Source organism: Marinobacter qingdaonensis (assembly GCF_034555935.1).
Lineage (GTDB): Bacteria > Pseudomonadota > Gammaproteobacteria > Pseudomonadales > Oleiphilaceae > Marinobacter > Marinobacter qingdaonensis.
In genome coordinates, this window is sequence record NZ_JAYDCJ010000001.1 from 236,102 (window position 1) to 262,382 (window position 26,281).

Genomic DNA, 26,281 nt, shown 5'->3' on the forward strand with positions numbered 1-26,281 from the left:
GCCACTCGGGCACGAGCTGAGGCAGCCTCGTGCCTGCCGTTACCCGACCTGGCCGGAGAGCAGACGCCCGGCGTTGGGCACGTAGGGTTTCAGATCCAGTGCCTTCAGGATCTGATAGGTGGTGCAGGTGGCCGCCGACACCACGGGCAACCCCAGCGCATCCTCAACGGGCTGAATGGCGGCCAGGGACGGCATCTGCACGCAGGCGGACAGGACCACCGCGTCGGCGTCGGCAGTATTCAGGCGCTGGACGATCTCCTTCAGCAGTGCCGGATCCCTTCGGCCAACCTCCAGGTTGTCGGGGATTTCCAGGGCAATGCTGTCGACCACCTCCAGCCCCTCCGCTTCGATGTAGTCCACCACCATCTGGGTCAGCGGCTTCATGTAAGGCGTGATGATGGCGACCCGCTTGGCGCCCAGGAGTTTCAACCCTTCCGTTAGCGCTCCGGCGCTGCTGACGATCGGTGTCGGCTGGCCATTGTCACGGGTAACCCCGTGCAGTCGGGCCTGGGACTCCCGGTGGTACCCTGCCCCCCGGCTCATGATCGCCACCAGGCAGGCGTAACCCATCACGTCCACCGCCGCGTCCGACAACTCCAGCGCGCAACGGTCGGATTCGTCGTCCATCGCCGCCAGTTCTTCCCGGGTTACCTTTTTCATTCGCATCCGGCTGGAATGGAAGGTGAAGCGCTCGGGCTCCACCGCCTCCCTGGCCCGCAACATCGCCGGAATCTCCGTCTCCATGGTGGTATTGGAACTCGGCACAATCTGGCCGATTCGAAAACTTCTCGCCATGCTCATAGTCTCCGCTCGCAGGCGCCTCAGGCGCCCGCATAGATGTCTTTGTACTCGTCACGCAGCTGCTTCTTCTGGACCTTGCCCATGGTGTTTCGCGGCAGCGCCTCCACGAAGAAGACCCGTTTGGGCTGCTTGTACTTGGCAAGGTGGTCCGCCAGCGACTTGACGACGTCGCCCTCCTCCAGGGTTTTACCCGGCTGGAGCACCACCACGGCGGTAACACCCTCGCCGAAATCTGGGTGCGGGACCCCAATGACCGCCGATTCCAATACCTCCGGCATCTCGTCGATCGCCTGTTCGACTTCCTTCGGATAGACGTTGAAGCCGCCGGAAATCACCAGGTCCTTGTCGCGCCCGACGATCTGGACATAACCGCGGTCATCAACCAGCGCCAGATCCCCGGTGACAAAGAAGCCGTCCTCAAGCAGCTCGGCCTTGGTCTTTTCCGGCATGCGCCAGTAGCCTTTGAACACGTTGGGGCCGCGGACCTCAAGCATGCCGATTTCACCCTGGGGCAAGGACTCGTGGGTGGTCGACTCGGGGTCCGTGATGCGAATTTCCACGCCCGGCAGCGGCATGCCCACCGTGCCCGCGATGCGATCGCCGTCGTAGGGGTTGGAGGTGTTCATGTTGGTTTCGGTCATGCCATAGCGCTCGAGAATGGCGTGCCCGGTACGCTGTTCGAACTGCTGGTGAGTCTCCGCGGTCAGCGGTGCGGAGCCAGAGGTAAACAGGCGCATGTTGGCGGTCAGTTCGGGGGTCAGCCGGTCGTCCTGCAGCAGCCGGGTGTAGAAGGTCGGTACGCCCATCAGCGAGGTGCCCTGGGGCATGGCGGCGATGATGGTGTCGACGTCAAACTTGGCCATGAAATACAGGCTGGCGCCGGCCATCAAAATCACGTTGCAGGCCACGAACAACCCGTGGGTATGGAAAATCGGCAGCGCGTGAATCAAACGGTCCTTTTCGGTGAAGCGCCAGGCTTCGACCAGACTCTTGCAGTTGGACCCCAGGTTCTTGTGGGTCAACATCGCGCCCTTGGAGCGTCCGGTGGTACCGGAGGTGTACAGAATCGCGGCCAGATCGTCCTCATCGCGCTGCTCGATCCCGGTGTAAGCGTCGGCGGCTGCCACCGCGTCCATCAAGGAGCCGTCGGCGTTGGTGCCCAGCGTCTGCACCTGCGGGCACCCGGTCTTCTCGGCGATCGCCTTGGCCGCCTCCAGCGCCGCCGGCTGGCAGACGAACAGTGCGGGCTCGGCATCGCCCAGGAAATAGCCGATTTCGTCCGCGGTGTACCCGGTGTTCAGAGGCAGGTAAACGCCGCCCACACGCAAGGTGGCCAGGTACAGAAGAATCGCCTCCGGGCTCTTGTCGACCTGCACCGCCACCCGATCGCCCGGTGCAACCCCCAGGGCTTTGAGGGCGCCCGCCATGCGCTCGGTTTTCGCCAGCGCCTGAGCGTGCGAGTACTCGGCACCCTCGGGAGTGGTGATGAAATTCGCCGTGCCCCGTGCCTGCATTTTGCTCGCGAAGGTATCAAACAGGTTGTGGTTCATCTTTACAGTTCTCCTTGAAACAGTTTTCTGCCCAGCTTGCTCAACTCGCGCACACTTGGGGAGCAGACGATTTCACCGTTGGTCGTGTATTTCTCGTTGTTTTTCTCAATATTTTCAATTACGTATAAATAATTCACCATTAAGCCGGCGGACTGTTTCATACCGCTCTCCGACACATCCCCGAGCCAGTTGATGCGGTGCAGCTCGGCACCGTTGCCCAGGTGGAAGCGGGCGACGGGGTTCAGCGGCAGGTTCTCGCCGTTTTTCTCTTTCAGGAGGTAACGGGCCGCCAGCGGCCGGACCACTTCGTTGAGCCGATCCGCCAGCTCCGGGTTGGCCGGCCAGTCGGGGTTGTCGAGCAGTGCCAGGGTTTCCTGCGCCTCGGGCGTCAGCAGTCCCGAATCGGGGTGGTAGGTTTTCTCCAGCCAACTGCGGAACATGGGCAGCGGGGACAAAGTGACAAAGTTCTTCAGATTGGGGAGTTCCTGTTTCAGCTCCTGCACCACCTGCTTGATCAGGAAATTGCCGAAGGAAATGCCCCGCAGCCCGACCTGGCAGTTGCTGATTCCGAAGAACGCCGCCGAGTCGGCCAGCTCCGGCGCATCAATGTCGAAATGATCGTGGGCAAGGATCGGCTGGATTCGGTTGGGGATGCCCTTGGTCAGCGCCACCTCCACGAAGATCAGCGGCTCGTCGCCGATCGCCGGGTGGAAAAACCCGAAACAGCGGCGGTCGCGGTTGTCCAGTCGGCGACGCAGATCGTCCCAACCCTGGATCTTGTGCACCGCTTCGTAGCGAATGATCTTTTCCAGGATGGAGGCCGGCGTGGTCCAGTCGATTCGCTTCAGCACCAGGAAGCCCCGGTTGAACCAGGAGGCGAACAGGTGGACAAAATCGGCGTTGATCGAGTCGAAATCCTTGTGCCCCTTCATCAGCGCCAGGAAATCCTGGCGCATCTTGACCAGCTCGTAGGTCGCCCCCTGCGCCAGGTTCAGTCGGCGCAGCACCTCCTGGCGAAGCGGCTCACTCACCTCGAACAGCGCCGCCAGATGCTTGTTGGAGCGATCACTCTTGTAGACCCGGTAGGCGGCATCGATCTTGTCGGGATCGGCTGCGAAGTTCTTGGCGAGTGCATCAAAGAAGGCTTTTTTGTCCTCCTCTCCCAACGACTGGTAGATATCCAGCGCCCGGCTGGCCAGCACGATACTGGCGGCCTCGCCATCGCTGTGGAGCAGCTCCTCGCAGGCGGCCTCCAGGTCAGCGTGGGTGTAGCTGACCTTCCTGGCGCCAAACTTCCGTTGCAGGGCATCACGCTGGGTAATGCTGCTGAACAGCTCCTGCAGAAAACTCATATTCATAGTGCGAACCTCTGTGTTGGCCTCAGGAACCAGTACCCATGATCAGGTCCGGCAGCCACAGGGCGATTTCCGGGAAGAAGCAGAGCAGGACGATGCCGAGAATCATGCACAGGGCATACGGCAGGCTGCCCACCAGGATGTCCCTCAACGCGATGTCGGGGGCGATGCCCTTGATGATGAACAGGTTCAGACCCACCGGCGGCGTGATCAGACCGATCTCCAGGTTGATGGTCAGAATCACCGCGAACCAGTAGGGGTCGAAGTCGGCCGCCACGATGATCGGCAACAGGATCGGGGCCGCCATCACGATCACGGCCACCGGCGGCAGGAAGAAGCCGGCCACCAGCAGGAAGATGTTGATGACCCCCATCAGCACCCAGCGATTCACTTCCATGTCGGCGATGGCGCCGGCCACGGTCTGGGTAATGAACAGCGAGGACAGTGCGAAAGCGAAAATCTCCGCGGTGGCGATGATCAGCATGATCATGACGCTTTCGCGCAGCGCGTCCCGCATGATGTTGGCGATCGGTTTCGTCTGCCACATGCGGTAGACCACAATGGCCAGGGCCAGGCACAGGAAGGCGCCCACACCGGCCGCTTCCGAGGGCGTGGCCACGCCGCCATAGAGCGCGAACAGAATGCCCAGCACCACCAGGAGGAACGGCAGCACCCGAATCAGGGCCTTGACGTTACCCTCCACGTTTTCCTTGATCTGGGCCGCCGCCTGCGCGACCGGGTTCGGGCTGTTGTAGCCACCGGCCAGCTTGCAAGCGAGCAAGGTCCAGACCATGAACAGGCCGGCGAGCATCAAACCCGGCAAGGCGCCGGCAATGAACAGGCGACCGATGGAGGTTTCCGTGGAAATCCCGTACACGATCATGGTGACCGACGGCGGGATCAGGATGCCCAGGGTGCCCCCGGCCGCAATACAGCCGGCAGCCACGCCATCGGGGTAGCCGCGCTTACGCATTTCCGGGATACCCAGCTTACCGATGGCGGCACTGGTTGCCGGCGAGGACCCGGACAGGGCGGCGAAAATCGAGCAGGCGGCGATGTTGGAAATGGCCAGGCCTCCCGGCAGCCTGCCCATCCAGATATCCAGCGACCGGTACAGGTCCCGGCCGGTGGGAGAGGACGCCACCGCAGCCCCCATTAGAATGAACATGGGAATCGCCACGAAACCAAAGGACGACACGTGGCCGAAGAAGGTTTCGCCAAAGAACGTCAGCTCCCCCATGCCCTGATCCAGGACCAGGGCGCCCAGGGAAACGGCGCCAAGCGCGAACGCGATGGGGGTGCCAATGGCCATCAGCACCAGCAGGACAATAACGACGAGAATACCGCTTGTGACCGGATCCATGACTACACCTCCCCCCGCAGGATTTCAGCGACGTACTGCAGTGCCAGCAGTGAGGTGCCGATCGCAACCGGCAGCAGCGCCGGCCACAGCGGCGGATTCCAGACGGTGCCGGTGGTCCATTCAAAGGCATAGGCTTCGTAGAAGTAGTACCAGCAGCCGTAGGCCAGGGCCAGGCAGAACGCCAGGCCGACCAGGGAAGCCGCCAACTGCATCAGGTGCTTGGGCAATCCGCGCATGGCGTCGGGCAGCACGGTCACGGCGACATGGCCACCGGTCTTGAGGACGTAGGGGGTACCCAGGAGCATGGCGGCACTGATGGCGAAGGTGGTGAACTCGGTTTGCCAGACCGTGCTCTCACCCAGGGCGTAGCGCACGAACACCATGTGCACGACCGCCAGAACCCCGAGGGCGAGCAGTACCCCGGCGACGAAGGCGGCCGCCACCGATACCGCATCCATACAGCGGATGTACCCGCCCAGCACACCGGGCGCCGAGGCCCGTTTCGCGCTGGAAGCTTGTTTCAAGCTGGAAGAATGGGACATAACGTAAACCCGGAAAGGTTGGCTAGTCGTCCCGGGGCAGCCCCGGGACGGTTAGACTGGTTCAATGGATCTGGGGCGAGGGGTTACTCGACGGCCAAGGCCGCGTCGATCAACGCCTGGCCATTGGGCACGTTTTCCGCGAAGGTCTTGTAGGAACTCTTCTTGGCAATTTCCAACCAGGCCTGGTAGTTCTCGGGCGTCATGTTCACGACTTCCACGCCGTTCTCGGCGAACACATCGGCCATTTTCTGATCCAGTCCGGCCGCTTCCTTGGCGAAGTACTCTTCCGCCTTCTGGCCGGCGGCCATCAGGGCTTCCTGCTGTTCTTCGTTCAGACTGTTCCAGCTGCGCTCGGAGATCAGCACGGGCTCGTACATGAACCAGAGCGCGTTCTCACCCGGGGCCGTCAGGCACGTGACCTGCTCGTAGATGCGGTAGGACACGAACGAGCCGGAGGAGGTGTTGGCGCCGTCCAGAACGCCGGTCTGCATGGCGGTGTAGATTTCAGACGACGGCATGGAGGCAATGGACGCCCCGGCGGTTGCCAGCATTTCATCAAAGGCCGGGCCGGCGGCGCGCAGGGTCTGGCCCTGGACGGTGTCGGGCGCGGTGATGCACTGCTTGTTGGAGGCGAAGCCACCGGCCAGCCAGGCATCGGCCAGCACGCGGGCGCCGGCGTCGTTGATCACCTGCTTGATCATGTCCATGAACTCGGAGTCGTTCAATCGCTGGGCCCGTTCGTGGCTACGCACCAGACCTGGCATCAGGGTGGCCGAGAATTCCGGGTGACGACCACTGGCGTAGTCCAGGGGCAGCGAGGTCATATCCAGGCGGCCGCGCACCAACGCCCCCCATTGTTCTTTGGCCTTGAACAGGGATTGGCCCGGATAGACCTGGAGTTCCAGGCCCACGTCGGCAGCCTTCACTTCACGCGCCATCAGTTGCACCATCTCGTCTCTCACGTCCCCTTTGCCGCCGGGAAACTGGTGGGAGACGCGCAGTGTGGTGTCGGCTGCAACGCTGGTGAAAAATACGGTCAGAGAGGCCGCCATGGCCAGTTTGGTGAAAGGCATTTTCATCATCTTGTCTCCGAAATTGTTTTTGTAGTATCGATCAGAATAATCTGATGTATACATCAATAGACCTGTTGTATATAGTTGTCAATAGGAATTGACTAAAGTCTGATCAACCGAGTTGATCGCAGATCTGGACAACAACAATGAAACGCTCAAACGCCCAGAAGCTTAAAGACGCCCTGGAAGAAGACATCATCAACGGCCGGCTGCTGCCCGGCGCCAAACTGGACCACGACGCCCTGGCCAAGGAGTACGGCGTGTCCCGGACCCCGATTCGGGAGGCGGTGCAACAGCTTGTGGTCAGCGGCTTGGTCACGGTGCAGCCGAAGAAAGGCACCTTTGTCGCCAAGGTGGGCATCGATCAGCTGATCGAAATGTTCGAGGTGATGGCGGAACTGGAGGGGATGTGCGGGCGCCTGGCCGCCCGGCGCATCCAGCCAGAGGAGCTGGCGGCCCTGGAGCGGGCGCTACTTCGGTGTGAGGATCCGGACGTCATGGCGGATCCGGACGAGTATTACTACGAGAATGAAGAGTTCCATGGCTGCATCTACTCGGCCAGCCACAACACCTTCCTGGCGACCGAAGCCCGTCAGTTGAAACAGCGGCTCAAACCCTACCGGCGCCTGCAGCTGCAGGCCCGGAACCGGGTCAGGAATTCGGTCGACGAGCACCGGCAAATCTTCGAGGCCATCAAGAACGGCAACGAGGCCGAAGCGGAGGAGTGCCTGAGACAGCACGTGCTGATCCAGGGTACCCGATTCAGTGATTTTGTCTCACAGGTCAAGCAGTTCGGCGATTCTGCCTAGCCCAAACCCCGGGCAGAATCGCCTGCGGCATCAGCGCAGGATCACCAGCGGCTTGTCCGCGGTTTTCAGCATGGTGGTGGTGGTGCTGCCCACCAGGAACTGGCGGATGCGGGAATGGCCGTAGGCGCCCATGACCAGCAGGTCGATGTCGTGCTCGTCCTGGTAGGCGTGCAAGGCCGGTTCCACATCGCCGGCGCGAATGGCCAGGGTGATCTCCGAGCCCAGGTCGGCCAACATCTTCTCTGCCTTTTTCAGCTGCTCCCAACGGTCGTTGGTATCCGGACCAATCATCACCAGGTGCAGCGGCATGCCTTTCAGCACCGGACTGCCGGCCAGCAACTCGACCCCTTTGAACGCGGTCGGACTGCCGTCAAACGCCAGCATGGCACTGGTCGGCGCGGTGAACTCGTCCGGCACCAGCAGGATCGGACGATGCACGCTGCGGATCACGGTTTCCAGCTGACTGCCAATGTGGATGTCCCGGTCCGAGCTGCTCTCACCGTGCAGGCCCATGACCAGCAGCCGGGTCTGGCTCTCCAGGGCCAGCAGGGATTCGGTCAGGTCGCCGTGGCGCTGGCGCTTGGCCACGTCCGTGGCCCCGGCCGCAGCCACCCGACGCTCTGCCTCGTCGAGCATGTGGTGGCCATGCTCCAGGGCCAGCTTGGCGCGCTTGCGGTCCAGCTCGGCCAGTTCGTCCAGCAGCTGTTCCCGACTGCCCAGGCCGATGCTGCCGGCCAGGTCCGGCTCGGCCGGGTAGCGTTCCTCGTCCAGAACGTGCAGCAGGGTCACTGGGTTCTGCATGCGCTGGCTGGCCCAGGCGGCGTAGTCGCACACCGCCGGCGCTGCCCGGGAACCGTCAATACAGGCCACTACTCGTAACATATCCACCTCGCCTCGCTGATCCCTGTGATTCTTGTTGTGACTGCGCTCGTCGCCGGATGCCGTCAGCCCCGACACCTCAGTGCCCCATCAGATGATCGACCGCTTCCGGCTTGTCGTGCACGCCGAAACGGTCAACGATGGTGGCGCTGGCCTCATTCAGGCCGATCACCTCGACATCGGCCCCCTCCCGGCGGAACTTGATCACGGCCTTGTCGAGGGCGCCGACGGCGGTGATGTCCCAGAAGTGCGCCCGGCTCAGATCTATCACTACATTATCGACTGCTTCCTTGAAATCAAAGGCCTGCAGCAATTTTTCCGACGAGCTGAAGAACACCTGACCAACCACCCGGTAGGTGCGGGTCTCGGTCTGCTCGTCCAGTTCCGAGTCCACCATCATGTAGTGGCCGATCTTGTTGGCGAAGAACAGCGCCGCCAGCAGCACCCCGGCCAGGACACCGAACGCCAGGTTGTGGGTGGCCACCACCACAATCACCGTCACCAGCATCACGATGTTGGTCGACAGCGGGTGCTCCTTGAGATTTCGGATCGACTCCCAGGAGAAGGTACCGATGGACACCATGATCATCACCGCCACCAGCGCGGCCATGGGAATCTGCACCAGCACACTGTCGAGCACCAGCACCATGATCAGCAGGAACACCCCCGCGGTCAGGGTCGACAACCGGGTCCGGCCGCCGGATTTCACGTTGATGATGGACTGGCCGATCATGGCGCAGCCGGCCATGCCGCCGATCAGGCCGGAGCCGATGTTGGCAATCCCCTGGCCCTTGCACTCGCGGTTGCGGTCACTCTCGGTGTCGGTCAGGTCGTCGACGATGGTCGCGGTCATCATCGACTCCAGCAGACCCACCACCGCCAGCGGCAGCGAGTACGGCAGGATGATCATCAGGGTTTCCAGGTTCAGCGGCACGTCCGGCCACAGGAAGATCGGCAGGGTATCGGGCAGCTCACCCATGTCGCCCACGGTGCGGATGTCCAGGCCCAGGGCCACGGCCACGGCGGTCAGCACCACGATGCACACCAGCGGCGAGGGGATCAGCTTGCCAACGCCGGGCAGCAACGGGAACAGGTAAATGATGCCCAGGCCGGCGGCGGTCATGGCGTACACGTGCCAGGTGACGTTGGTGAGCTCGGGCAGCTGGGCCATGAAGATCAGGATGGCCAGGGCGTTAACGAAACCGGTCACCACCGAGCGGGACACGAACCGCATCAGGCTGCCCAATTTCAGGTAGCCGGCGATGATCTGGATCACACCGGTCAGCAGGGTCGCGGCCAGCAGGTACTGCAGGCCATGCTCCTTCACCAGGGTGACCATCAGCACCGCCATGGCGGCGGTCGCCGCCGAGATCATGCCAGGCCGGCCACCGACGAAGGCAATGATGACCGCGATGCAGAAGGAGGCGTACAGACCCACCTTGGGGTCGACGCCGGCGATGATGGAGAAGGCAATGGCCTCCGGGATCAGGGCCAGCGCCACCACGATGCCTGCGAGCAGGTCCCCGCGGATGTTGGATAGCCATTGGTTTTTCAGGGTATTGACCATGTCGAGTTCCGTAATTGGTATTCCGATACAAAGCGTCCCGGCGCCACCCAGGGGTGACCACGTAAGCAATCCTGACGGTGAAAAAAAGAAAAAATCGGACTGTCGCCAGGGTGGACTGGCGATCACAGGATTCCGGCGAGCTTCGATCAAAAGGGTTGCAATTCAGGGGCGCGAAGCTTACCAGATTCGCCCCTGACAAGTAAGGTAAGGGATACCCCAGCGACCACCCCGCCCCGGCGTACTACACTGAGTCTTATACCGGGTTAGTTTCAGGGAAATGTCACCACCCATGGATGATGTCGCTGCCCACTTCATCGACCACAATCAAACCACCATCCATCTGGCCGTTGCGCTCCTGCTGGGCGCCATTATTGGCCTCGAGCGCGGCTGGGGCGCCCGCCACCAGACGCCGGGCGCCCGCGTCGCCGGCATCCGCACCTTTGCCCTGGTAGGCCTGCTGGGCGGGCTTGCGGCGGTTCTGGCCGAGGCCATCACCCCCTGGGCGTTCCCGGTGCTGCTGTTCAGCGTGGTGGCCATGAGCCTGGTCGGCTACAGCGAGCGTCTGGAGCACATCCGGGACTTCAGCATCACCAGCATGGTCGGCATGGTGCTGACCTTCTGCTTCGGCGCCGTCGCGGTCGCAGTCGATCCGGTCATCGCCACCGCTGCAGCGGTGATCACCGCCATCATCCTCGACAACAAGGAAGGCATTCACGGCTGGGTGTTCCGGCTCAAGGCCCACGAGCTGGACGCCGCCCTCAAGCTGCTGCTGATCTCGGTGGTGGTGCTGCCACTGCTGCCCAACGAGAAAATGGGGCCCGGCGGGGTCCTCAATCCCCGGGAGATCTGGTGGATGGTGGTGCTGATCGCCTCCATCTCCTTCGTCGGCTACTTTGCCATCCGGGTTGCGGGCACCGGGCGCGGCATCCTGTTCACCGGGCTCTTCGCCGGCCTCAGTTCCTCCACCGCGCTCACCCTGCATTTCGCCCGGCAGTCGGCGGCCAACCCGCAACTCAGCCCGCAGTTCGCCACCGGCATACTGATCGCCTGCGGCACCATGTTTCCCCGCATCCTGGTCTACTGCTTTGTCATCAACCGCGAACTGCTGCCCAGCCTGGTCTGGCCGGTGTTGACCATGACCGCGCTGCTGTATGGGCCGGCCCTGCTGATCTGGCGCCGGAACGCGCACCTGCTGGAAGTCAGCCAGCCGCCCCTGAGCCAGAACCCCCTGGACCTGACCTCAGCGTTGCTGTTCGGCGTGCTGCTCACCGCCATCCTGCTGCTCGGGGTTTTCTTGGAAGACTGGCTGGGCGACACCGGTATCTATGTCCTTGCCGCCACCTCGGGCATTGCCGACGTGGACGCCATCACCCTGTCGCTGACTCGAATGTCGGTGAACGGGCTGGCCTTGGATGTCGCGGTGGTGGGGATTGTGCTGGCCTCCGCAACCAACAATCTGGTGAAGTCCGGCATGGCCTGGGCCATCGGCAACCGCCACACCGGCCTCATGGTGGGCGCGCCCATGCTGCTGTCCCTGTTCGCCGGGCTCGCGGTGGCGTGGCTGCAGTGATCAGCGGGCGCGACGGAAGGTCAGGTTGTACCGATAGGGCCCGGTGGCCGGGTGAGTGCCTGCCTTGAGGGTCAACACGCCGTGATAGCGCAATCGCGCCGGACCACCCCAGACCACCACATCCCCATGGCACAAGGGCACCCGTTCAGGCCGCTCGTTACGCTTGAGACCGCCAAACTGGAACACCTGGGGCAGGCCCAGGGAAACCGAGACAATGGGCTGGTCGAAGTCCTGCTCGTCCTTATCCTGGTGCAGCCCCATCTTGGCGCCGGGCTCGTAGCGGTTGATCAGGCAGGCATCCGGCCGAAAGTCCCGGTACCCGGCCGCGGCCGCCGACCGCTGCGCCAGATCGGCCAGCACCTCGGGCATCGCCGGCCAGGGGGTACCGGTCACCGGATCCTCGGACTGATACCGGTACCCCCGCGTGTCACTGACCCAGCCGAGTTCGCCGCAACAGCTCATGGCCGCGGACATGGTATGCCCGCCCGGGGTCTGCATCCTGCGCAGCGGCGCGGCCGTGGCCACAGTGTCAATCGCCCGCAGGATGGCGTCGGCCTCGGAGGTGGCGAATTGGCGCAGCACCACCGCACCGTCGGCAATCGGCTCCACGCGTTGCTGCGGCGGCACGTCGGCAAAAAGATCGGCGGTCATCGCTGGTCACTCCCCTCCCCGGCTCGGTTGTCCCGGGCCTGCAACGGCGGCCCGTTGATAGCAACTATACGCCGCCAGCCCCGGCCCGCGATCACCGGCCAGGCCGAGCGGTTTCGGGGCGCGCATGAAAGCCTGTTCATGAACCCGAGTACAAAAACCCGTATATTCTATGGACGTTTCATACTCGAATTAAGGACGTATTGATGCTGTTTGCGCTCATTTTCGGTGGTTTGATCGGCTACGCCTTCGGCAAGTTTCCCGGCTTCCTGATCGGGGCCGCCATCGGCGCCTTCCTGTTCAACCACCTCAAGGGCCGCCTGCTCGGGAAACTCCAGAGCATCCAGGCCGGGTTTGTCGAATCCGTGTTTGCGGTCATGGGCGCACTGTGCAAGGCCGACGGTGTGGTGTCGCGGGATGAAATCCAGGTCGCCGAAGCCATGTTCGTGCGCTTTCGCCTGAACGACACCCAGAAAGCCAAGGCCAAGGCGGCGTTCAACCGGGGCAAGTCCCCGGACTTTGATCTGGACGCCGAGCTCGCCCGGTTCCTGCAAATGAGCGGTCGACAGCCGGCGTTTCTGCAGATGTTCCTGCAGGTGCAGGTATCGGCGGTGGCCGCCGACGGCGTGGTGCACCCGGCGGAGCACGCCATGCTGGTGCGGATTGCCCGCGGCCTGGGGCTGCCGGAAAGCCAGGTGGATCAGCTGGAAGCCATGCTGCGGGGCACGCACCAGGGCGGCCAGGCCGGTGCCGGCCAGCGAACCACGGGCCAGCAGATCAACGACGCCTACCAGGTACTGGGCGTCAGCCCGTCGGCCTCTGACGAGGAGCTGAAGAAGGCCTACCGAAAACTGATGAGTGAGAACCATCCGGACAAGCTGGCCGGCAAAGGCCTGCCGGAGAGCATGCGGGAAATGGCCGAGGAGCGAACCCGGGAAATCAGTCACGCCTACGACGTGATCAAAGAGGCCCGGAAGAAGGCCAGCTGACCGCCCTCAGAACCAGCGCGGAACCCGGGTGCGGTAGTCGTCGTAGGCGGCCCCGAAGCGTTCCGCCAACGCCTTTTCTTCTTCCCGGGCCTGCCGGGTGATGACCAGGACACCGGCAATCAGGCAGACCAGGGAAAAGACGCTGGGCAGGGCCAGGAAAAAGCCCAGCTGCCCGGTGATGACACTGATGAACAGCGGGTTTCGGGATCGGCCGAAGGGCCCCTCGGTGAGCAGGTGGGTGCCCTCTGCCCGCCGGTCTATCCCGGATCGCCAGTCCTCGTGCATGTAGGCCTGCAAATAGTTCACACTGGCGAAGGACACGAGCAGCAACACCATGCCCGCCAGCAGCACCGGCCACTGATACAAGGCGCCGAAGACCCCGAGCCCGCCGTCGATGTCGGCAAAGATCCGCACCAGACACACCAGCAGGATTGCCGCCCGGAACACATTGAAGATGTGGCGATGCCACCACGGTGCGGAGCCCCGTTCGCCATAGTTGATATGGGAGAAATGCATGCGCCGGAACAGGCCCAAGGTCCGGCCGGCAAACTGGAGCCCGATCATCAGGAAAAAGATGCCGAGAAAATGACGCACTAGGGGTTCAATGGCTTCCATCTGGCTCGCTTACTACAAAGTTATCCCGCCAGCTTATTACCTGAAAAGCCTAATGAAAAGCGAAGTTAGCGGTTTTTCCCTTCGTGATGGCGGTCACAGCTCCATCCCGGCTAGCCTGAGATGACATGTCGGCGCTCCTGGCAATGTCGTAGAGTCGGTACACCTTTCACCGCCTTCGCCGGAGATGCCCCGCATGCCAGAAGCCTCCCAGCCCCGCTCTGTTCACGCCTTTGTCGACGATGCCCTGGGCACTGACGACGCCACCGCTCTGGCCCAACGGGTTCGCCAACGCCAGATCTCGGCACTGGAGCTGACCGAGGCCGCGATCAGCCGGGCCGAGGCGATTGATGCCCAGATTGGCGGGTTGGCGACGACGGACTACGACCGGGCCAGGGAATTGGCCCGCCGCCTGGACCGCCAGGCCCCCGACGCACGCACCGGTTTCTTTTCCGGTGTTCCGACCCTGCTCAAGGACAACCTCGATCTGGAGGGGCTGCCGACCGGTCACGGCTCGGCCGCGGTTCCGAAAACCATTGCCCGGAGTACCAGCCCGTTCGCACGCCAGCTTCTGGACCAGGGATTTGTCTGCCTGGGCAAGAGCGCCTTGCCGGAATTCGGTTTCAATGCCACCACCGAACCGGCCCATGGCGCCCCCACCCGCAATCCCTGGCACCTCGGCTACTCCACCGGCGCCTCGTCCGGCGGCTCCGCCGCCCTGGTGGCCGCCGGCGTGGTGCCGGTCGCCCACGCCAACGACGGGGGCGGCTCCATCCGGATTCCGGCGGCCTGCTGCGGCCTGGTGGGCATGAAACCCAGCCGCGGCCGGCTGGTGGCCAACGACGCCGCCCGCGCCCTGCCCATCAATATCCTCAACGACGGGATTGTCAGCCGCAGTGTGCGCGATACCGCCCATTTCCTGAGTCAGGCGGATGCCCAGTCCCGGGCCAGGGATCTGCCACCGATCAGCGCCCTGGAGGGCCCCTCTGGCAAAACCTTCCGGATTGGCATGGTGCTCGATTCCATCAACGGCCACACCACCGATGCCGACACCCGAGCCGCGGTCGAGCGCACGGCAAGGTGCCTGGAACGCCTGGGGCACCGGATCGAACCGGTCGCGGTCCCGGTCGCCGACAGCTTCCCGGAGGACTTTGCGCTGTACTGGGCCTTTCTGGCATTCGGGGTGCGCGCCAACGGCCATCGCCTGCTGGCCCCGGGTTTTGACAAACGACGGGTGGATGATTTGACCCGTGGCCTGGCCGACCACTTTAAACGGCAGTTCTACCGCCTACCCGGAGTGCTCTGGCGCCTGCGCCGGTCCCGACGGGACTATGCCCGGGCCATGGCCGGATTCGACGCGGTGCTCACCCCGGTACTCGGCCACACCACGCCGGAAATTGGCTATCTCAGCCCGACCCTGCCCTTCGACACCTTGTTTGACCGACTGACCCGGTACGTGGGCTTCACGCCGCTCGCCAACGCCACCGGCGCACCGGCCGTGGCGGTGCCGGCCGGCCTGAGCCGGAACCGGCTTCCGGTCGGTGTTCAGCTTATGGGCCGTTACGGCGGGGAACAGACCCTGCTGGACCTGGCTTTCGCGCTGGAAGCGGACGCTCCCTGGCCCCAGCTGTATCAGGCGGAAGCCCTGGCTCAGGCCGGCGAAACCCTGGACGCCACCCGCTGACCGCCGGTCTGCCAGCTAACCACCCGGTTACGGCCCTGGCCCTTGGCCTCGTACAGCGCCTCATCGGCCCAACGGAAGATTTCGTTGGTGGCATCGGCCTTGTCCGGGCACACGCTGCAAACCCCGACGCTGATGGTCAGGTGCAGCACCTCGCCGGACACCCGGAACGCGGTCCGCTCGATTTCCTCTCGGATCCGCTCCGCGACCTGAATGGCGCCATGGGTTGGCGTGTCCGGCAGCAACACTACAAACTCCTCACCACCGTAGCGGGCCGCCAGGTCCTGGGGCCGAGTCACAAACTTGCGCATGCAGCGGGCGACCATCTTCAGGCAGTCGTCCCCCACCAGGTGGCCATAGGTGTCGTTGAACTTCTTGAAATGGTCAATGTCCAGCACCAGCAGTGACAGGGGCTCGTCGTACCGGAAGGCCCGGACCACGGCGGACTGGAAGCTACGGTCGAAATAGCCCCGGTTCTTCAGTCCGGTCAGGGTGTCGGTGGAACTTAGTTCGAGAAGCTGCTCATTGAGATGTTCCAGATCCCGCGTGCGCTCGTGTACCCGCTCTTCCAGCAGCGAGTTGGCCTCACGCTGGACCTGCAGGGACTTTTCCTGGGCCATACGGGCCTTGCGCTCTTCCCGCAGCAATCGGTGCTGGGCCTCGAAGGCCCGCTTCTTCTCCCGATCCAGCCGGTCCGCCAGGGCAATGGACAGCAGGATAACCCCCAGTGCCGAACCGACCTGGGTTGCGTTTTCGGTCAGCAGGTTGCGGGGCAGCACGGTGAATTTGCTCAATGCCAGGACGATCCCGCCCGAAAGCATGAACACCCAGGCCATGGTGTAGAACCGGGCGGCCGGGTCCCGCTTAAGCCAGCGAACGATGCTCAGCATCAGCATGGCGAAGCAGCCGACGGAGGAAAGGATGATCGTGGGCAGGATCAGGAACTTGTACGGGACAAACAGGCCCGAGGCGGCCAGGATACCCGCAGCCATGATCACGGCCACGGTACAGCGATTCAGGAACGGGTGGTTCTCCCGGGTGACGTTGATGAAGCGAATACTGAACGTACCGCCGAACACCACCGCCAGGTTCAGGAACACGATGATCGCCTGATCGTTCCACCAGGTCGACTCTGGCCACAGGTATTGGAACGCAACGCCGTGCAGACTGGCCAGGAACAGGGGCATGGCGGTGATGTAACCGACGTAGTGCAGGAAACTCCGCTCGCCCACCGCCATGAACACGAACAGGTTGTACAGCACCATCACCAGCACGATGCCGTAATAGATGCCCTCAAACATGCTTCGAGACTGCTCGGCCCCGAAGAAACTGTTCCGATCCCACAACACCAGGGGCAGTTGCATGGTGCTCGTAGTCTGCACCCGAAGGTAAACCAGGTTCGGCTCACCCGCGGTTAGCGTCACCGGCACCACGAAATTGCGATGATGGATCGGCCGCTCGGCAAATGGCTGTTTGTCACCCAGGACCAGGGGCTCGGCGTCGTCGCTGCCGGGATTGACGTACATCTCGACCCGATCCAGGACCGGGTAACCGATCTCGAGCAGAGCCTCCAGCGGGCGCGACGACAGATTGTCGACCGACACCCGGAACCAGTACACATCAGTGCCGTAGCCAAGGCTGATGCTGTCACTGCCGTTGCGCACCCAATCCTGGCTGCCAAGCCGTCGGACGGCGGCCAGATCGGCACCGTCCGCCGGCTCTTGCCAGTAATCCACGAACCGCGCCAGCTCGACGCGACTGGAATGCGAGTTCCAGGACGCCGGCTCAGGTTCTGCCGCGGCATGGCCGGGGCCGGCCAGTGCCAGCAGGCACACCAGTGCGAACGCGCGTTGTAGGATCAAGATCACTCTCATCCATGTCATCCGTGATTTCGTTGTTGTTGGTTGCGCCCCAGTATGGGGCATGACAACCACTCGCGCCCGCGATCACTACCATTCGACGCAAATCGACATAAAAAACTACAAACCGTCTCACCCGCTCAACGGCGCCCGCGCCGGGGGCATGGACAGCGCCGATCGAGCCTGCCATATTGCAGGGGTGTGCAGGAACGGGCGGTACCCGCCGCACGCGTTTCCGAAGGCTGTTTCCGACCTCGTCGAACACCGGAGGAGCTTTGTCTCGTCATGAATGACAGCGAAACCCTGTTTACCCACCACAAGGCATTGATGGAACTGAGCCACGATGCTGAGTTTGTTGAGCAGTCCAGACCCCAGAAACTGGCCGCGCTCACCGAGCTCTGCGCCCAGCGTCTGGACGTCGAGCGGGTCAGCGTGTGGACCTACCCACCCAGCCACGACCGGATCAACTGCGAATGGCTGCACGACCGGGCCGGCGCCGGGCACCAGCCCAAGACCGCCGACGGCCCGGTAAGCCTGCTGCAGTCCGAGCACCCGGCCTACTTTGCCACCATCAGTACCGAGCGGGTGCTGGCCGCCGATGACGCCCGCACCGATCCGCGCACCGACTCCTTTACCGAGGGCTACCTGAAGGTTCACGGCATTCACTCGATGCTCGATGCGCCGATTTTCAGCGGCAAGCGAATGAGCGGGATCATCTGTCTGGAAGCCAAGCAACCGCGCCAGTGGAGCCTGCCGGATATTTCCTTCGCCGCCGCGGTGGCGGACACGGTCAGCCTGATGAACACCCACGAAGCCTGGATGCGCTCGAAACAGGCCCTGGATTACGCCACCCGATTCGACGCCCTGACCGGCCTCGCCAACATGACCTCCCTGCGCTCCAGGCTCAATCGGCTGGTGTGGAAATCCAGACGCAGCGGGCAAGGTGGCATGGCCCTGATCTGGCTGGATCTGGACCGACTGAAGGTGGTCAACGACGGTCTTGGCCCGCAGGCGGGGGATCAGGTCATTGGCGAAATCGGTCGCCGTCTGGATGCCCTCGACCTGCCCGGCAAGGACTGCCTGGCCCGGATTGGCGGCGACGAATTCGCCCTGATCATTCGCAACCAGCCGCCGCAGCGGGTGGCCGGAGAGATCGCCGAAACGATCCAGCAGCGGGTTCGTGCCCCGATTCGCCATGGCGACCAGGACCTGGACATCAGCGCCAGCATGGGGATCAGTCACTTTCCGGGTGAATGCCTCGATGCGGAGGAACTGCTGCGCAACGCCGAAGCCGCGATGTACCACGCCAAATCCCGCGGACGGGCCCAGTCGGTGCTGTTCGATTCGGAGATCCAGATGACCGCCCGCTCCCGGTTCGCGGTCGAGAACGAGCTGCGCCAGGCGCTCGACCAGGACAGCCTGGACGTGTTCTACCAGCCGATCATGAATCGCTCGGCGACCCGGGTGGTGTACCTGGAGGCCCTGGTGCGCTGGCACCACCCGGTGCGCGGCTGGCTGCCGCCCATCGAGTTTCTGGATGTCGCCCGCAGCGCCGGGCTGATGTACAAGCTGGGCAGCCGCGTGCTGGAGCGGGTCTGCCGGGACTGGCGGGCCTGCCAGGACGCGGGCATCGAGCTGGCCACGGTCTCGGTCAATCTGGCGCCGGAACAGGTTCAGGTCAGCAGCCTGCCGAATGCCATTGGTGAAATCTGCGCCCGCCATGACGTTCCAGTCGGGGCGCTGCAGTTCGAGGTGACCGAGGACGCCCTGCAGGGCGAGCTGCGGGCGCTGGGTGGGATACTGGACGAGCTGGTCGCCATGGGCGCCGAGTTGGCCATCGACGATTTTGGCACCGGCTATTCTTCCCTGGCGCGGCTCAAGACGCTGCCCTTCGCCAGCATCAAGATCGACCGCTCGTTCATCAAGAACCTGCCGGACGACGACAACGACCGCGCCATCACCCTGTCGATTCTGGGCCTGGCCCGGGGGCTCGGCCTGTCGGTGGTCGCCGAGGGCGTGGAAACCGAAGCCCACGAACGCTGGCTGATCGAGACCGGCTGCGATTTCCTGCAGGGGTTCCGCTACAGCAAACCCCTACCCCTGGCCGAGCTGTGCGCCCGTTTCTACCCCACTGGCGGCAAACGCCGCATCGACGGCACCGGCCACCGGGCCCGTCACGGCTGAAAAATCGACAACACCCGCCGGAAGCTCGGCTCCGGCTCCGCCTCGATCACCACCGGCGCCTGGGTGTGCGGGTGCCGGAACTCGAGCCGGGTCGCCGCCAGCATCAGCCGCCCCTCGCCGAAGCGCTCGGCAAAGTACCGGTTGTGCCGGCCCCGGCCATGATTGGCGTCGCCGATGATCGGATGGTGGATGTGTTTCATGTGCCGGCGCAGTTGGTGTTTGCGGCCCGTTGCCGGGTACAGCTCAACCAGGGCGTAGCGACTGGTCGGGTACTTCTCGATGGCCACCGCAAGCTCGGTGGTGGCCAGGGTCCGGTAGCGGGTGCGAGCCTCCCGTAGCGGCTGCTCCTGACCCTTGAGCCGCCGGTCGGTCGGCTCCTCTCGCAGCGGGTGGTCGATGTCGCCGCCGGCCGGCGGCCAGCCCCGCACCACGGCCTGATAAGTCTTGCCCACCTGCCCCGCCATCATCGCCAGGCCCAGCACCCGGGCGGTCTCGGGGTCGCGGGCAAACACCAGCACGCCCGAGGTCGGCCGATCCAGGCGATGGACCGGATACACGTGACTCCCGCCATTCAGCGCCCGGGCGTACTGCAAGGCAAACTCGGTTTCGTGCTTGTCGATCGGGCTGCGGTGCACCAGCAGTCCGGCCGGCTTGTGCACGGCCAGCAGGGCATCGTCCTGGTACAACAGGCGCAGCGGATTGGTGCTGGGTGGCTCCATGGCGCGACTCAGAAAAAGCGGTGATTGGATTCAAGAAACTGTCATCTCGGCCGATTATACTCGGCGCGCCGTCCGTCCCGTAACCGGTCGGTGGACGATACCCCTTGTTTCCCCTCAGATAGGTTTGTTCATGAACTGGTTTTCCCGCAGCATCCTGCACCGCATTCTCACCATTGTGCTCGTCGCCAACCTGGTCATTACCGTGGTTGCCGGCTTCTACTTCAAAATGTCACTGGACACCGGTGAGGATTACAGCAATCTGGTCGGCCGTGAGATGGTGCACGCCCTGGAATCCCAGGACATCCTGGCGAACTTCAAGACCCAGGTTCAGGAATGGAAAAACGTGCTGATCCGGGGCGCCGACGACGGCCAGCGGGAAAAATACTGGGGCCGCTTCCAGGAGCGGGAGGCCCAGATTCAGGCGCAACTGGATGAGCTGATCCCGGTCCTGACCGACCCCGAGGCGAAAAAACTCATGAGCCAGTTCCAGCGCGCGCACCAGCGGATGGGCCAAGCCTACCGCAAGGGCTATCAGGCGTTCGTGGCGTCCGGCTATGAGCACGGCGCCGGCGACGCCGCCGTTGCGGGCATCGACCGGGAGCCGGCCAAACTGGTGGAACAGGCCAGCGAACGCCTGAAGGACTTCAGCTTGGCCTATGCCGGCAACCTGAAACAGTCGGTGCAGGCCAACACCTGGCAGATTGGCGGCCTGCTGTTTGCCGCCATCATCCTTGGCACCCTGACCTGCGTTGTGGTGCTGATCCGCTCGGTGGTGCGGCCGGCCCAGCAATTAATCGACCAGCTCGACAAACTGGGCCAGGGCGACCTGTCCGAACGCACCACCCTGACCCGCTCCGACGAATTGGGCCGATTGGCGGATACCTCTCGCCGCCTGCACGCCTTCCTGGCCGAGACCGGCGCCCTGATGCAGAACAACGTCAGCCAACTGGAGCACACCGGCACCCTGATCCGCACCAACGCCGACCGGGTCTCGTCCCAATCCGACCAGGCGCACCAGCGCATCGACCAGATTGCCACGGCCATGAACGAGATGTCGGCCACGGCCCAGGATGTGGCCCATCACGCCGCCTCGGTGGCGTCCCAGGTGGATGAAACCGCCGGCCAGACCCAGCAGGCCGACCAGCAGATCCACCAGGCGGTGGAGAGCATGAAGCGCCTGACCGACCAGATCCACAGTTCGGCCCAGACCGTGAATCAGTTGGCCAGCGATGGCCGCCGGGTCGGCGATGTCATGCAGGTGATCCGGGAGATCGCCGACCAGACCAACCTGCTGGCCTTGAACGCCGCCATCGAAGCGGCGCGGGCGGGCGAAGCGGGGCGCGGCTTTGCGGTGGTCGCCGACGAAGTCCGCAACCTGGCCGCGAAAACCCAGGAAGCCACCGTCGAGATCGACCAGATCATCGACACCATCGGCAGCGCATCCCGGGATGCCACCGACTACATGCAGGCCTCCGGCGTGGTGGCCCAGGAAAGCAGCGAATCGGTGGAAGCGGTCCGGCGCACCCTGGCCGCCATCAACGAACGCATGGCCCGGGTCAATGACGCCACCACCCAGGTGGCCACCGCCGCCGAACAGCAGACCAGCGTGAGCGAGGACATCAGCCGCAACGTCACCGAGGTGGCGGAAATTTCCGAAAGCATGAGCGCGACTGCGGAAGAAAACCTGCGCACCGTGCCGGAGTTGGAAAGCATGGCCCGGCAGGCCCGGGAACTGGCCGGTCGCATTCGCAACTAAGCGGCTGGGTCCCGACCGGTCAGCCGGCGCAGCCGCTGGCCGGTGCGCTCACCGAGCACCAGCAGCGCCGGCGTGAGCAGCAGCGTCAGCACCGTTGCGAACGCCAGGCCACCGGCGATGGCGCTGGACAGCTGGGTCCACCACTGGGTCGAGGGTGCCCCCAGGCCCAGGGCCGGGGTCAGCAGATCGACGTTCACCCCCAGCACCATCGGCATCAGCCCGAGGATGGTGGTGATGGCCGTGAGCACCACCGGCCGCAGACGCAGGCACCCAGTTTCCAGCGCCGCCTCATAGGCCGCCAGCCCGTCCCGGCGCATCTGGTTGTAGGTATCGATCAGGATGATGTTGTTGTTCACCACGATGCCACCCAGCGCAATGATGCCCATCCCCACCATGACAATGCCGAACGCCTGGCCATTGAGCAGCAGGCCCAGCAGCACCCCCGCGGTGGACAACAGGATCGCGGACAGGATCAACAGGGTCTGATACAGGGAGTTGAACTGGGTCACCAGGATCAGCAGCATCATGGCAACCGCCACCAGAAACGCGGTGGTGAGAAAGCGTGAGGCCTGCTGCTGGTCCTCGTTCTCGCCGGCAAAGCGCACCGACACCCCTTCCGGCGGCTCCGGCATCTGCTCCTGCAACCGGTTCAGGGCCTCGTCCACCCGCCGTCCGGCGGCCAGCTCGGACTTGATGGTCACGGTGCGCTGGCCGTCCACACGCACAATGCTGTTGGTCTTGGCGCCCGGCTCGAGATCGACAAACTGGGACAGCGGCACCTGGCCCCGCGCGGTGTTGATGGTCTGGCGCTGGAGCTGGTCGAGCTCGCGCCAGTTATTGGGCACCCGCACCGCAATGTCCACCTCGTCGCGCACGTCTTCCGGCCGGTAGGTGGCCAGGACCAGGCCGTTGGTGACCAGGCGCACGGCGCTGCCGACACTGAGCACGTCGGTCGAGAACCGGGCCGCCGCCTCCCGGTCGACGTTCAGGCGCCATTCGATGCCGGGCAGGCTGCGATCATCCTCGACATCCACGAAACCGCCCATGGCGGCCATGGCGGCCTGGATCTGGTCGACGTAGGCGTTCAACTGTGTGCTGTCGCGGCTGCTGACCTGCAGTTCGATGGGCTTACCCTCCGCGGGCCCGCCCTCCTGCTCGCGAAACTCCAGTCGAATGCCGGGCAGGTCGTCGGTGCGGGCGCGGAATTCCTTCAGGATGGCGCTGGCCGGACGGCGGGTGTGCCAGTCCGTAAACTGGAACTGCAGCACCCCGATCACGTCTGGGGCGGCACGGTTGCCCGCGGTGATCATCGAGCGTGCATACAGGGCCTCGACTTCGGGCATGGCGGTCAACCGCTGCTCGACCTGCCGGACGATCGCATCCCGCTCCTGGATCGACAGGTCGCCACGGGCGCGGATCTGAACCTGGGCCGAATCCGGCTCGACGCTGGGGAAGAATTCGACGCCGTGATTGAATTTGCCGTAGGCGGCGTAGATCAGGCCAATGACCGCCAACACCCCCAGCAGGGTGGTTCCCGGACGTTTCAGCAAGTTCGCCAGCACCCGCCGGTAGGTCTGCATCAGGCGCCCGCCGCCCAGGGGCTGGGGATGCCGGCGGCCACCGCTGACGCCACCCAGCACCGGCAGGAACACCAGGGCCATGGCCAGGGACGCGGTCAGGCAGATGATCACCGTCAGCGGCAGAAACTTCATGAACTCGCCGACCACGCCCGGCCAGAACAGCAGGGGCACGAACACCGCCAGGGTGGTGGCGGTCGAGGCAATGATGGGCCAGGCCATGCGGCTCGCCGCCTCGGCCCAGGCCGATGTGACGGCACGCCCTTCCGACAGGTTCCGGTCCGCCAGTTCGGACACGACAATCGCGCCATCCACCAGCATCCCGGCCACCAGGATCAGGCTGAACAGCACCACGATGTTGAGCGTCAGTCCCATGCCGTAGATCACCAGGATCCCGGTCAGGAAGGCGCCCGGAATGGTCAGTCCCACCAGCAGCGCCGAACGCGGTCCCATGGCGGCGATGACCACGATGATCACCAGCACGATGGCGGTGAGCACGTTGTTCAGCAGGTCACTGAGAATGTCCCGCACCTCGCCGGACTGATCCATGATGTAGCGCACTTCCAGGCTATCCGGCAGCTGGGGCCGGGCCTGCCGGATCAGTTCGCGGACCTTCTCCACGGTGTTGATGATGTTGGCACCGGTGCGCTTGGTCACCTCCAGCACCAACGCCGGCTCGCCGTTGATGCGAGCAAAGCCGGTGGGGTCCTTGAAGGTACGCTGCAACATGGCGACATCGCCAAAGGTCACCACCGTGTCGCCGTCCACCTTGACCGGCATCGACATCACGTCCTCAACCGACTCGATCACCCCGGGCACTTTCAGGGCCATCCGGCCCTTGCCGGTATCCAGGGAGCCGGCGGCCACCAGTTGATTGTTGCGAGTCACCAGGGCCGCCAGCTGGTCGAAGTCGATGCCATAGCTTTCCAGCACCTGGGGGTCGACCACCACCTCGAGCAGGTCCTCCCGGTCGCCGCCGATCTCCACCTCCAGCACCTCCGGGATGGCTTCAATGGCGTCCTGCAGGGCCCGCGCCACGGTGATCAGCTCCCGTTCCGACAGCGGCCCGGACAAACCGACCGACAGCACCGGAAACAGGGACACATTGATTTCGTTGACCTGGGGTTCGTCGGCCTCATCCGGCAGTTTGCTGCGGGCGGTGTCCACGCGCTCGCGCACATCCTGCAGGGCCTTGTCCGAATCGAAGCCGGCGTCGAACTCCAACATCACCGAGGCGAAGCCCTCGGACGCCCGGCCGCGCATTTCCTTGATGCCCTCCAGGGACCGCAACTCCTGCTCCATGGGCCGCACCAGCAGGCGCTCGGCGTCTTCCGGGCTGATGCCGTCCAGGGTCATGGACACGTAGATGATGGGGATGGTGATGTCCGGGTTGGCTTCCTTGGGGATGGTCTGGAACGCAGCAATGCCACCGGCGATCAGGAACAGCAGGGTCAGCAGCGTGGTGCGGCTGCGGTCCATGGCGGCAAAGATTAGCGAACGCATGGTCGTCAGCCCCGGTCTTCGGCGACATCAACGGGGCGCACCCGTTCCCCGGGATTGACGAAACCGCCCCCCCGGGTTATCAAGCGGATTTCATCCGGCAATCCGGTGACCCAGGCGCCGTCGGTGGCGACACTGAGCAACTCCACCTGGCTAAACACCACGCGATTGTCGCGATTGACGTGCTTGACCCCGGGCCGACCGTCGTCGCCCAACGACAGATGGGCCGGGGAGATAAACATGGCCTTCACCTCGGGCAGGGCGATGCGCAGGCTGGCGCTGCCGCCGGCCACCCGCTGACGCTCCGGGTTCTCCACGGCGATTTCCACAGCAAAGGTGCGGGTTTCAGGGTTGGCCGCGCTGGCCACGAAGGTGACCTGTCCGTCCAGTTGCCCGCCGTTGAGCAGGTCCACTCGTACCGGCTGGCCAACGTCGACCTTACCCGCCGACTGCTGGGGCACCTGGCCGGCGGCCTTGAGCCGGTCGATACGCACCAGCTCGAACAGCGGCGAGCCGACCTGCACCAGCGAGCCCGGGTCCACGTCCCGGCGGTTGATGATGCCCGCAAACGGCGCCTTCGGCGTCAGGTGTTCCACCTCCAGTCGGGCGGCTGCCAGTTCGGCACTGGCAGCCGCCAGTTCGCTCTCGAGGCTGAGCAGCTCGGATTGCGAGGTCAGGTCGCTGGAGCGCAGCCGGCGTGCAGCGCTCAAGTCCGCCTCAAGACTGCGCACCCGCGCCTGCCAGCGAGCCAGGACCGCCTGACGCCCATCCTCGGACAGGGTCAGCAGCGGCTCCCCCGCTGCCACCCGCTGCCCGAGACCGACGGCAATGGATTCAACCGTGCCAGGGACCCGGGCACTGATCAGCACCGAATGCCAGGGCTCCAACTGGCCCTGCAGCAACAAGCTGGGTTCGTGCACACGTGCACTCAGGGTCTCGACCTGGACGCTGGTGAGTTCGGGTTCACCCCGGGCCGTCCGATCTGGCGCCTCGTCCCGGGCCTCTTTGACCTCGCCGGTGGCCATCCAGACCGCCAGTGCCACGATGATCAACAGCGCCAATCCGAGTGAACCCCATTTGCCTTTTGTCATGACCCTTTCGCCGTGCCTGAAAACCGTGATTCGTTCCCAAAAAAACGGGATGCGGAAAAAAAACCGGCAACAAACGCTTGCAACCGGTTAAAAACGTGGGGTAGATTTTACACAGAAATTTTTGACGAATTCAGAGCAGATTGTTCCTTTTATGAA

The 26,281-nt window shown here is 64.0% G+C and carries 20 protein-coding genes; 6 read left to right on the forward strand and 14 right to left on the reverse strand.

The window, feature by feature from the left end; translation table 11 throughout:
• Positions 1 to 39: 39 nt before the first annotated feature.
• From U5822_RS01060 to U5822_RS01085, 6 genes are all read right to left on the reverse strand, one after another.
• Positions 40 to 795 (reverse strand): maleate cis-trans isomerase family protein, encoded by a 756-nt coding sequence (locus U5822_RS01060; RefSeq protein ID WP_322853763.1) that lies wholly within the window; start codon positions 793 to 795, stop codon positions 40 to 42.
• Positions 796 to 821: 26 nt separating this feature from the next.
• Positions 822 to 2,351: a malonate--CoA ligase gene (locus U5822_RS01065; protein WP_322853764.1), complete on the reverse strand. Its 1,530-nt coding sequence runs from the start codon at positions 2,349 to 2,351 to the stop codon at positions 822 to 824.
• Between the two features lie 2 nt (positions 2,352 to 2,353).
• Positions 2,354 to 3,709, reverse strand: a complete 1,356-nt coding sequence (locus tag U5822_RS01070) for a malonyl-CoA decarboxylase (protein WP_322853765.1) — start codon at positions 3,707 to 3,709, stop codon at positions 2,354 to 2,356.
• A 22-nt stretch (positions 3,710 to 3,731) separates the two neighbouring features.
• A complete protein-coding gene (locus U5822_RS01075) occupies positions 3,732 to 5,069 on the reverse strand; it encodes a TRAP transporter large permease (protein WP_322853766.1) in 1,338 nt (445 codons plus the stop codon).
• 2 nt (positions 5,070 to 5,071) lie between these two features.
• Positions 5,072 to 5,611, reverse strand: a complete 540-nt coding sequence (locus U5822_RS01080) for a TRAP transporter small permease subunit (RefSeq protein WP_322853767.1) — start codon at positions 5,609 to 5,611, stop codon at positions 5,072 to 5,074.
• A gap of 83 nt (positions 5,612 to 5,694) precedes the next feature.
• Positions 5,695 to 6,693, reverse strand: coding sequence for a TRAP transporter substrate-binding protein (locus U5822_RS01085; protein ID WP_322853768.1), 999 nt, complete (start codon positions 6,691 to 6,693; stop codon positions 5,695 to 5,697).
• Between the two features lie 137 nt (positions 6,694 to 6,830).
• Between U5822_RS01085 and U5822_RS01090 the strand changes: the two genes are divergently transcribed.
• A complete protein-coding gene (locus U5822_RS01090; RefSeq protein ID WP_322853769.1) occupies positions 6,831 to 7,493 on the forward strand; it encodes a GntR family transcriptional regulator in 663 nt (220 codons plus the stop codon).
• A gap of 30 nt (positions 7,494 to 7,523) precedes the next feature.
• Here the strand turns inward: U5822_RS01090 and U5822_RS01095 are convergent, their stop codons facing one another.
• Positions 7,524 to 8,375, reverse strand: a complete 852-nt coding sequence (locus U5822_RS01095) for a universal stress protein (protein ID WP_322853770.1) — start codon at positions 8,373 to 8,375, stop codon at positions 7,524 to 7,526.
• A 76-nt stretch (positions 8,376 to 8,451) separates the two neighbouring features.
• Positions 8,452 to 9,939, reverse strand: coding sequence for a SulP family inorganic anion transporter (locus U5822_RS01100; RefSeq protein WP_322853771.1), 1,488 nt, complete (start codon positions 9,937 to 9,939; stop codon positions 8,452 to 8,454).
• A 289-nt stretch (positions 9,940 to 10,228) separates the two neighbouring features.
• On the opposite strand from U5822_RS01100, the gene U5822_RS01105 reads away from it, so the two are divergent.
• Positions 10,229 to 11,509 (forward strand): MgtC/SapB family protein, encoded by a 1,281-nt coding sequence (locus U5822_RS01105; protein ID WP_322853772.1) that lies wholly within the window; start codon positions 10,229 to 10,231, stop codon positions 11,507 to 11,509.
• On the opposite strand, the gene alkB is transcribed toward U5822_RS01105, so the two are convergent.
• On the reverse strand, positions 11,510 to 12,160 hold the full coding sequence (alkB, locus tag U5822_RS01110) for a DNA oxidative demethylase AlkB (RefSeq protein WP_322853773.1): 651 nt from the start codon (positions 12,158 to 12,160) through the stop codon (positions 11,510 to 11,512). It lies immediately after the preceding gene.
• A 203-nt stretch (positions 12,161 to 12,363) separates the two neighbouring features.
• Here alkB and djlA point away from each other — a divergent pair, with 203 nt between their 5' ends.
• Entirely contained in the window at positions 12,364 to 13,146 is a 783-nt protein-coding gene (djlA, locus tag U5822_RS01115) for a co-chaperone DjlA (protein ID WP_322853774.1), read from the forward strand.
• Between the two features lie 6 nt (positions 13,147 to 13,152).
• Here djlA and U5822_RS01120 read toward each other — a convergent pair whose 3' ends face one another.
• Positions 13,153 to 13,761 (reverse strand): methyltransferase family protein, encoded by a 609-nt coding sequence (locus U5822_RS01120; RefSeq protein ID WP_322853775.1) that lies wholly within the window; start codon positions 13,759 to 13,761, stop codon positions 13,153 to 13,155.
• A gap of 193 nt (positions 13,762 to 13,954) precedes the next feature.
• On the opposite strand from U5822_RS01120, the gene U5822_RS01125 reads away from it, so the two are divergent.
• On the forward strand, positions 13,955 to 15,442 hold the full coding sequence (locus U5822_RS01125; protein WP_322853776.1) for an amidase: 1,488 nt from the start codon (positions 13,955 to 13,957) through the stop codon (positions 15,440 to 15,442).
• Here U5822_RS01125 and U5822_RS01130 read toward each other — a convergent pair.
• Positions 15,409 to 17,307, reverse strand: coding sequence for a sensor domain-containing diguanylate cyclase (locus tag U5822_RS01130; RefSeq protein WP_322854194.1), 1,899 nt, complete (start codon positions 17,305 to 17,307; stop codon positions 15,409 to 15,411). The two genes, U5822_RS01125 and U5822_RS01130, sit on opposite strands and share 34 nt — an antisense overlap.
• Before the next feature lie 276 nt (positions 17,308 to 17,583).
• Between U5822_RS01130 and U5822_RS01135 the strand changes: the two genes are divergently transcribed.
• Positions 17,584 to 19,482, forward strand: coding sequence for a sensor domain-containing phosphodiesterase (locus U5822_RS01135; protein ID WP_322853777.1), 1,899 nt, complete (start codon positions 17,584 to 17,586; stop codon positions 19,480 to 19,482).
• Here U5822_RS01135 and U5822_RS01140 read toward each other — a convergent pair.
• A complete protein-coding gene (locus tag U5822_RS01140; protein ID WP_322853778.1) occupies positions 19,473 to 20,201 on the reverse strand; it encodes a pseudouridine synthase in 729 nt (242 codons plus the stop codon). The two genes, U5822_RS01135 and U5822_RS01140, sit on opposite strands and share 10 nt — an antisense overlap.
• 130 nt (positions 20,202 to 20,331) lie before the next feature.
• Here U5822_RS01140 and U5822_RS01145 point away from each other — a divergent pair, with 130 nt between their 5' ends.
• Positions 20,332 to 21,957, forward strand: a complete 1,626-nt coding sequence (locus U5822_RS01145; protein ID WP_322853779.1) for a methyl-accepting chemotaxis protein — start codon at positions 20,332 to 20,334, stop codon at positions 21,955 to 21,957.
• Here U5822_RS01145 and U5822_RS01150 read toward each other — a convergent pair.
• Positions 21,954 to 25,037 (reverse strand): efflux RND transporter permease subunit, encoded by a 3,084-nt coding sequence (locus tag U5822_RS01150; protein ID WP_322853780.1) that lies wholly within the window; start codon positions 25,035 to 25,037, stop codon positions 21,954 to 21,956. The two genes, U5822_RS01145 and U5822_RS01150, sit on opposite strands and share 4 nt — an antisense overlap.
• A 5-nt stretch (positions 25,038 to 25,042) precedes the next feature.
• Complete coding sequence (locus U5822_RS01155; protein ID WP_322853781.1) at positions 25,043 to 26,125, reverse strand: efflux RND transporter periplasmic adaptor subunit; 1,083 nt, start codon at positions 26,123 to 26,125, stop codon at positions 25,043 to 25,045.
• Positions 26,126 to 26,281: the final 156 nt, after the last annotated feature.

Bases quoted from the DNA above. Each gene is read 5' to 3' on its own strand.
- U5822_RS01060 (WP_322853763.1), bottom strand. From the start codon at position 795: ATGGCGAGAAGTTTTCGAATCGGCCAGATTGTGCCGAGTTCCAATACC.
- U5822_RS01065 (WP_322853764.1), bottom strand. From the start codon at position 2,351: ATGAACCACAACCTGTTTGATACCTTCGCGAGCAAAATGCAGGCACGG.
- U5822_RS01070 (WP_322853765.1), bottom strand. From the start codon at position 3,709: ATGAATATGAGTTTTCTGCAGGAGCTGTTCAGCAGCATTACCCAGCGT.
- U5822_RS01075 (WP_322853766.1), bottom strand. From the start codon at position 5,069: ATGGATCCGGTCACAAGCGGTATTCTCGTCGTTATTGTCCTGCTGGTG.
- U5822_RS01080 (WP_322853767.1), bottom strand. From the start codon at position 5,611: ATGTCCCATTCTTCCAGCTTGAAACAAGCTTCCAGCGCGAAACGGGCC.
- U5822_RS01085 (WP_322853768.1), bottom strand. From the start codon at position 6,693: ATGATGAAAATGCCTTTCACCAAACTGGCCATGGCGGCCTCTCTGACC.
- U5822_RS01090 (WP_322853769.1), top strand. From the start codon at position 6,831: ATGAAACGCTCAAACGCCCAGAAGCTTAAAGACGCCCTGGAAGAAGAC.
- U5822_RS01095 (WP_322853770.1), bottom strand. From the start codon at position 8,375: ATGTTACGAGTAGTGGCCTGTATTGACGGTTCCCGGGCAGCGCCGGCG.
- U5822_RS01100 (WP_322853771.1), bottom strand. From the start codon at position 9,939: ATGGTCAATACCCTGAAAAACCAATGGCTATCCAACATCCGCGGGGAC.
- U5822_RS01105 (WP_322853772.1), top strand. From the start codon at position 10,229: ATGGATGATGTCGCTGCCCACTTCATCGACCACAATCAAACCACCATC.
- alkB (WP_322853773.1), bottom strand. From the start codon at position 12,160: ATGACCGCCGATCTTTTTGCCGACGTGCCGCCGCAGCAACGCGTGGAG.
- djlA (WP_322853774.1), top strand. From the start codon at position 12,364: ATGCTGTTTGCGCTCATTTTCGGTGGTTTGATCGGCTACGCCTTCGGC.
- U5822_RS01120 (WP_322853775.1), bottom strand. From the start codon at position 13,761: ATGGAAGCCATTGAACCCCTAGTGCGTCATTTTCTCGGCATCTTTTTC.
- U5822_RS01125 (WP_322853776.1), top strand. From the start codon at position 13,955: ATGCCAGAAGCCTCCCAGCCCCGCTCTGTTCACGCCTTTGTCGACGAT.
- U5822_RS01135 (WP_322853777.1), top strand. From the start codon at position 17,584: ATGAATGACAGCGAAACCCTGTTTACCCACCACAAGGCATTGATGGAA.
- U5822_RS01140 (WP_322853778.1), bottom strand. From the start codon at position 20,201: ATGGAGCCACCCAGCACCAATCCGCTGCGCCTGTTGTACCAGGACGAT.
- U5822_RS01145 (WP_322853779.1), top strand. From the start codon at position 20,332: ATGAACTGGTTTTCCCGCAGCATCCTGCACCGCATTCTCACCATTGTG.
- U5822_RS01150 (WP_322853780.1), bottom strand. From the start codon at position 25,037: ATGCGTTCGCTAATCTTTGCCGCCATGGACCGCAGCCGCACCACGCTG.
- U5822_RS01155 (WP_322853781.1), bottom strand. From the start codon at position 26,125: ATGACAAAAGGCAAATGGGGTTCACTCGGATTGGCGCTGTTGATCATC.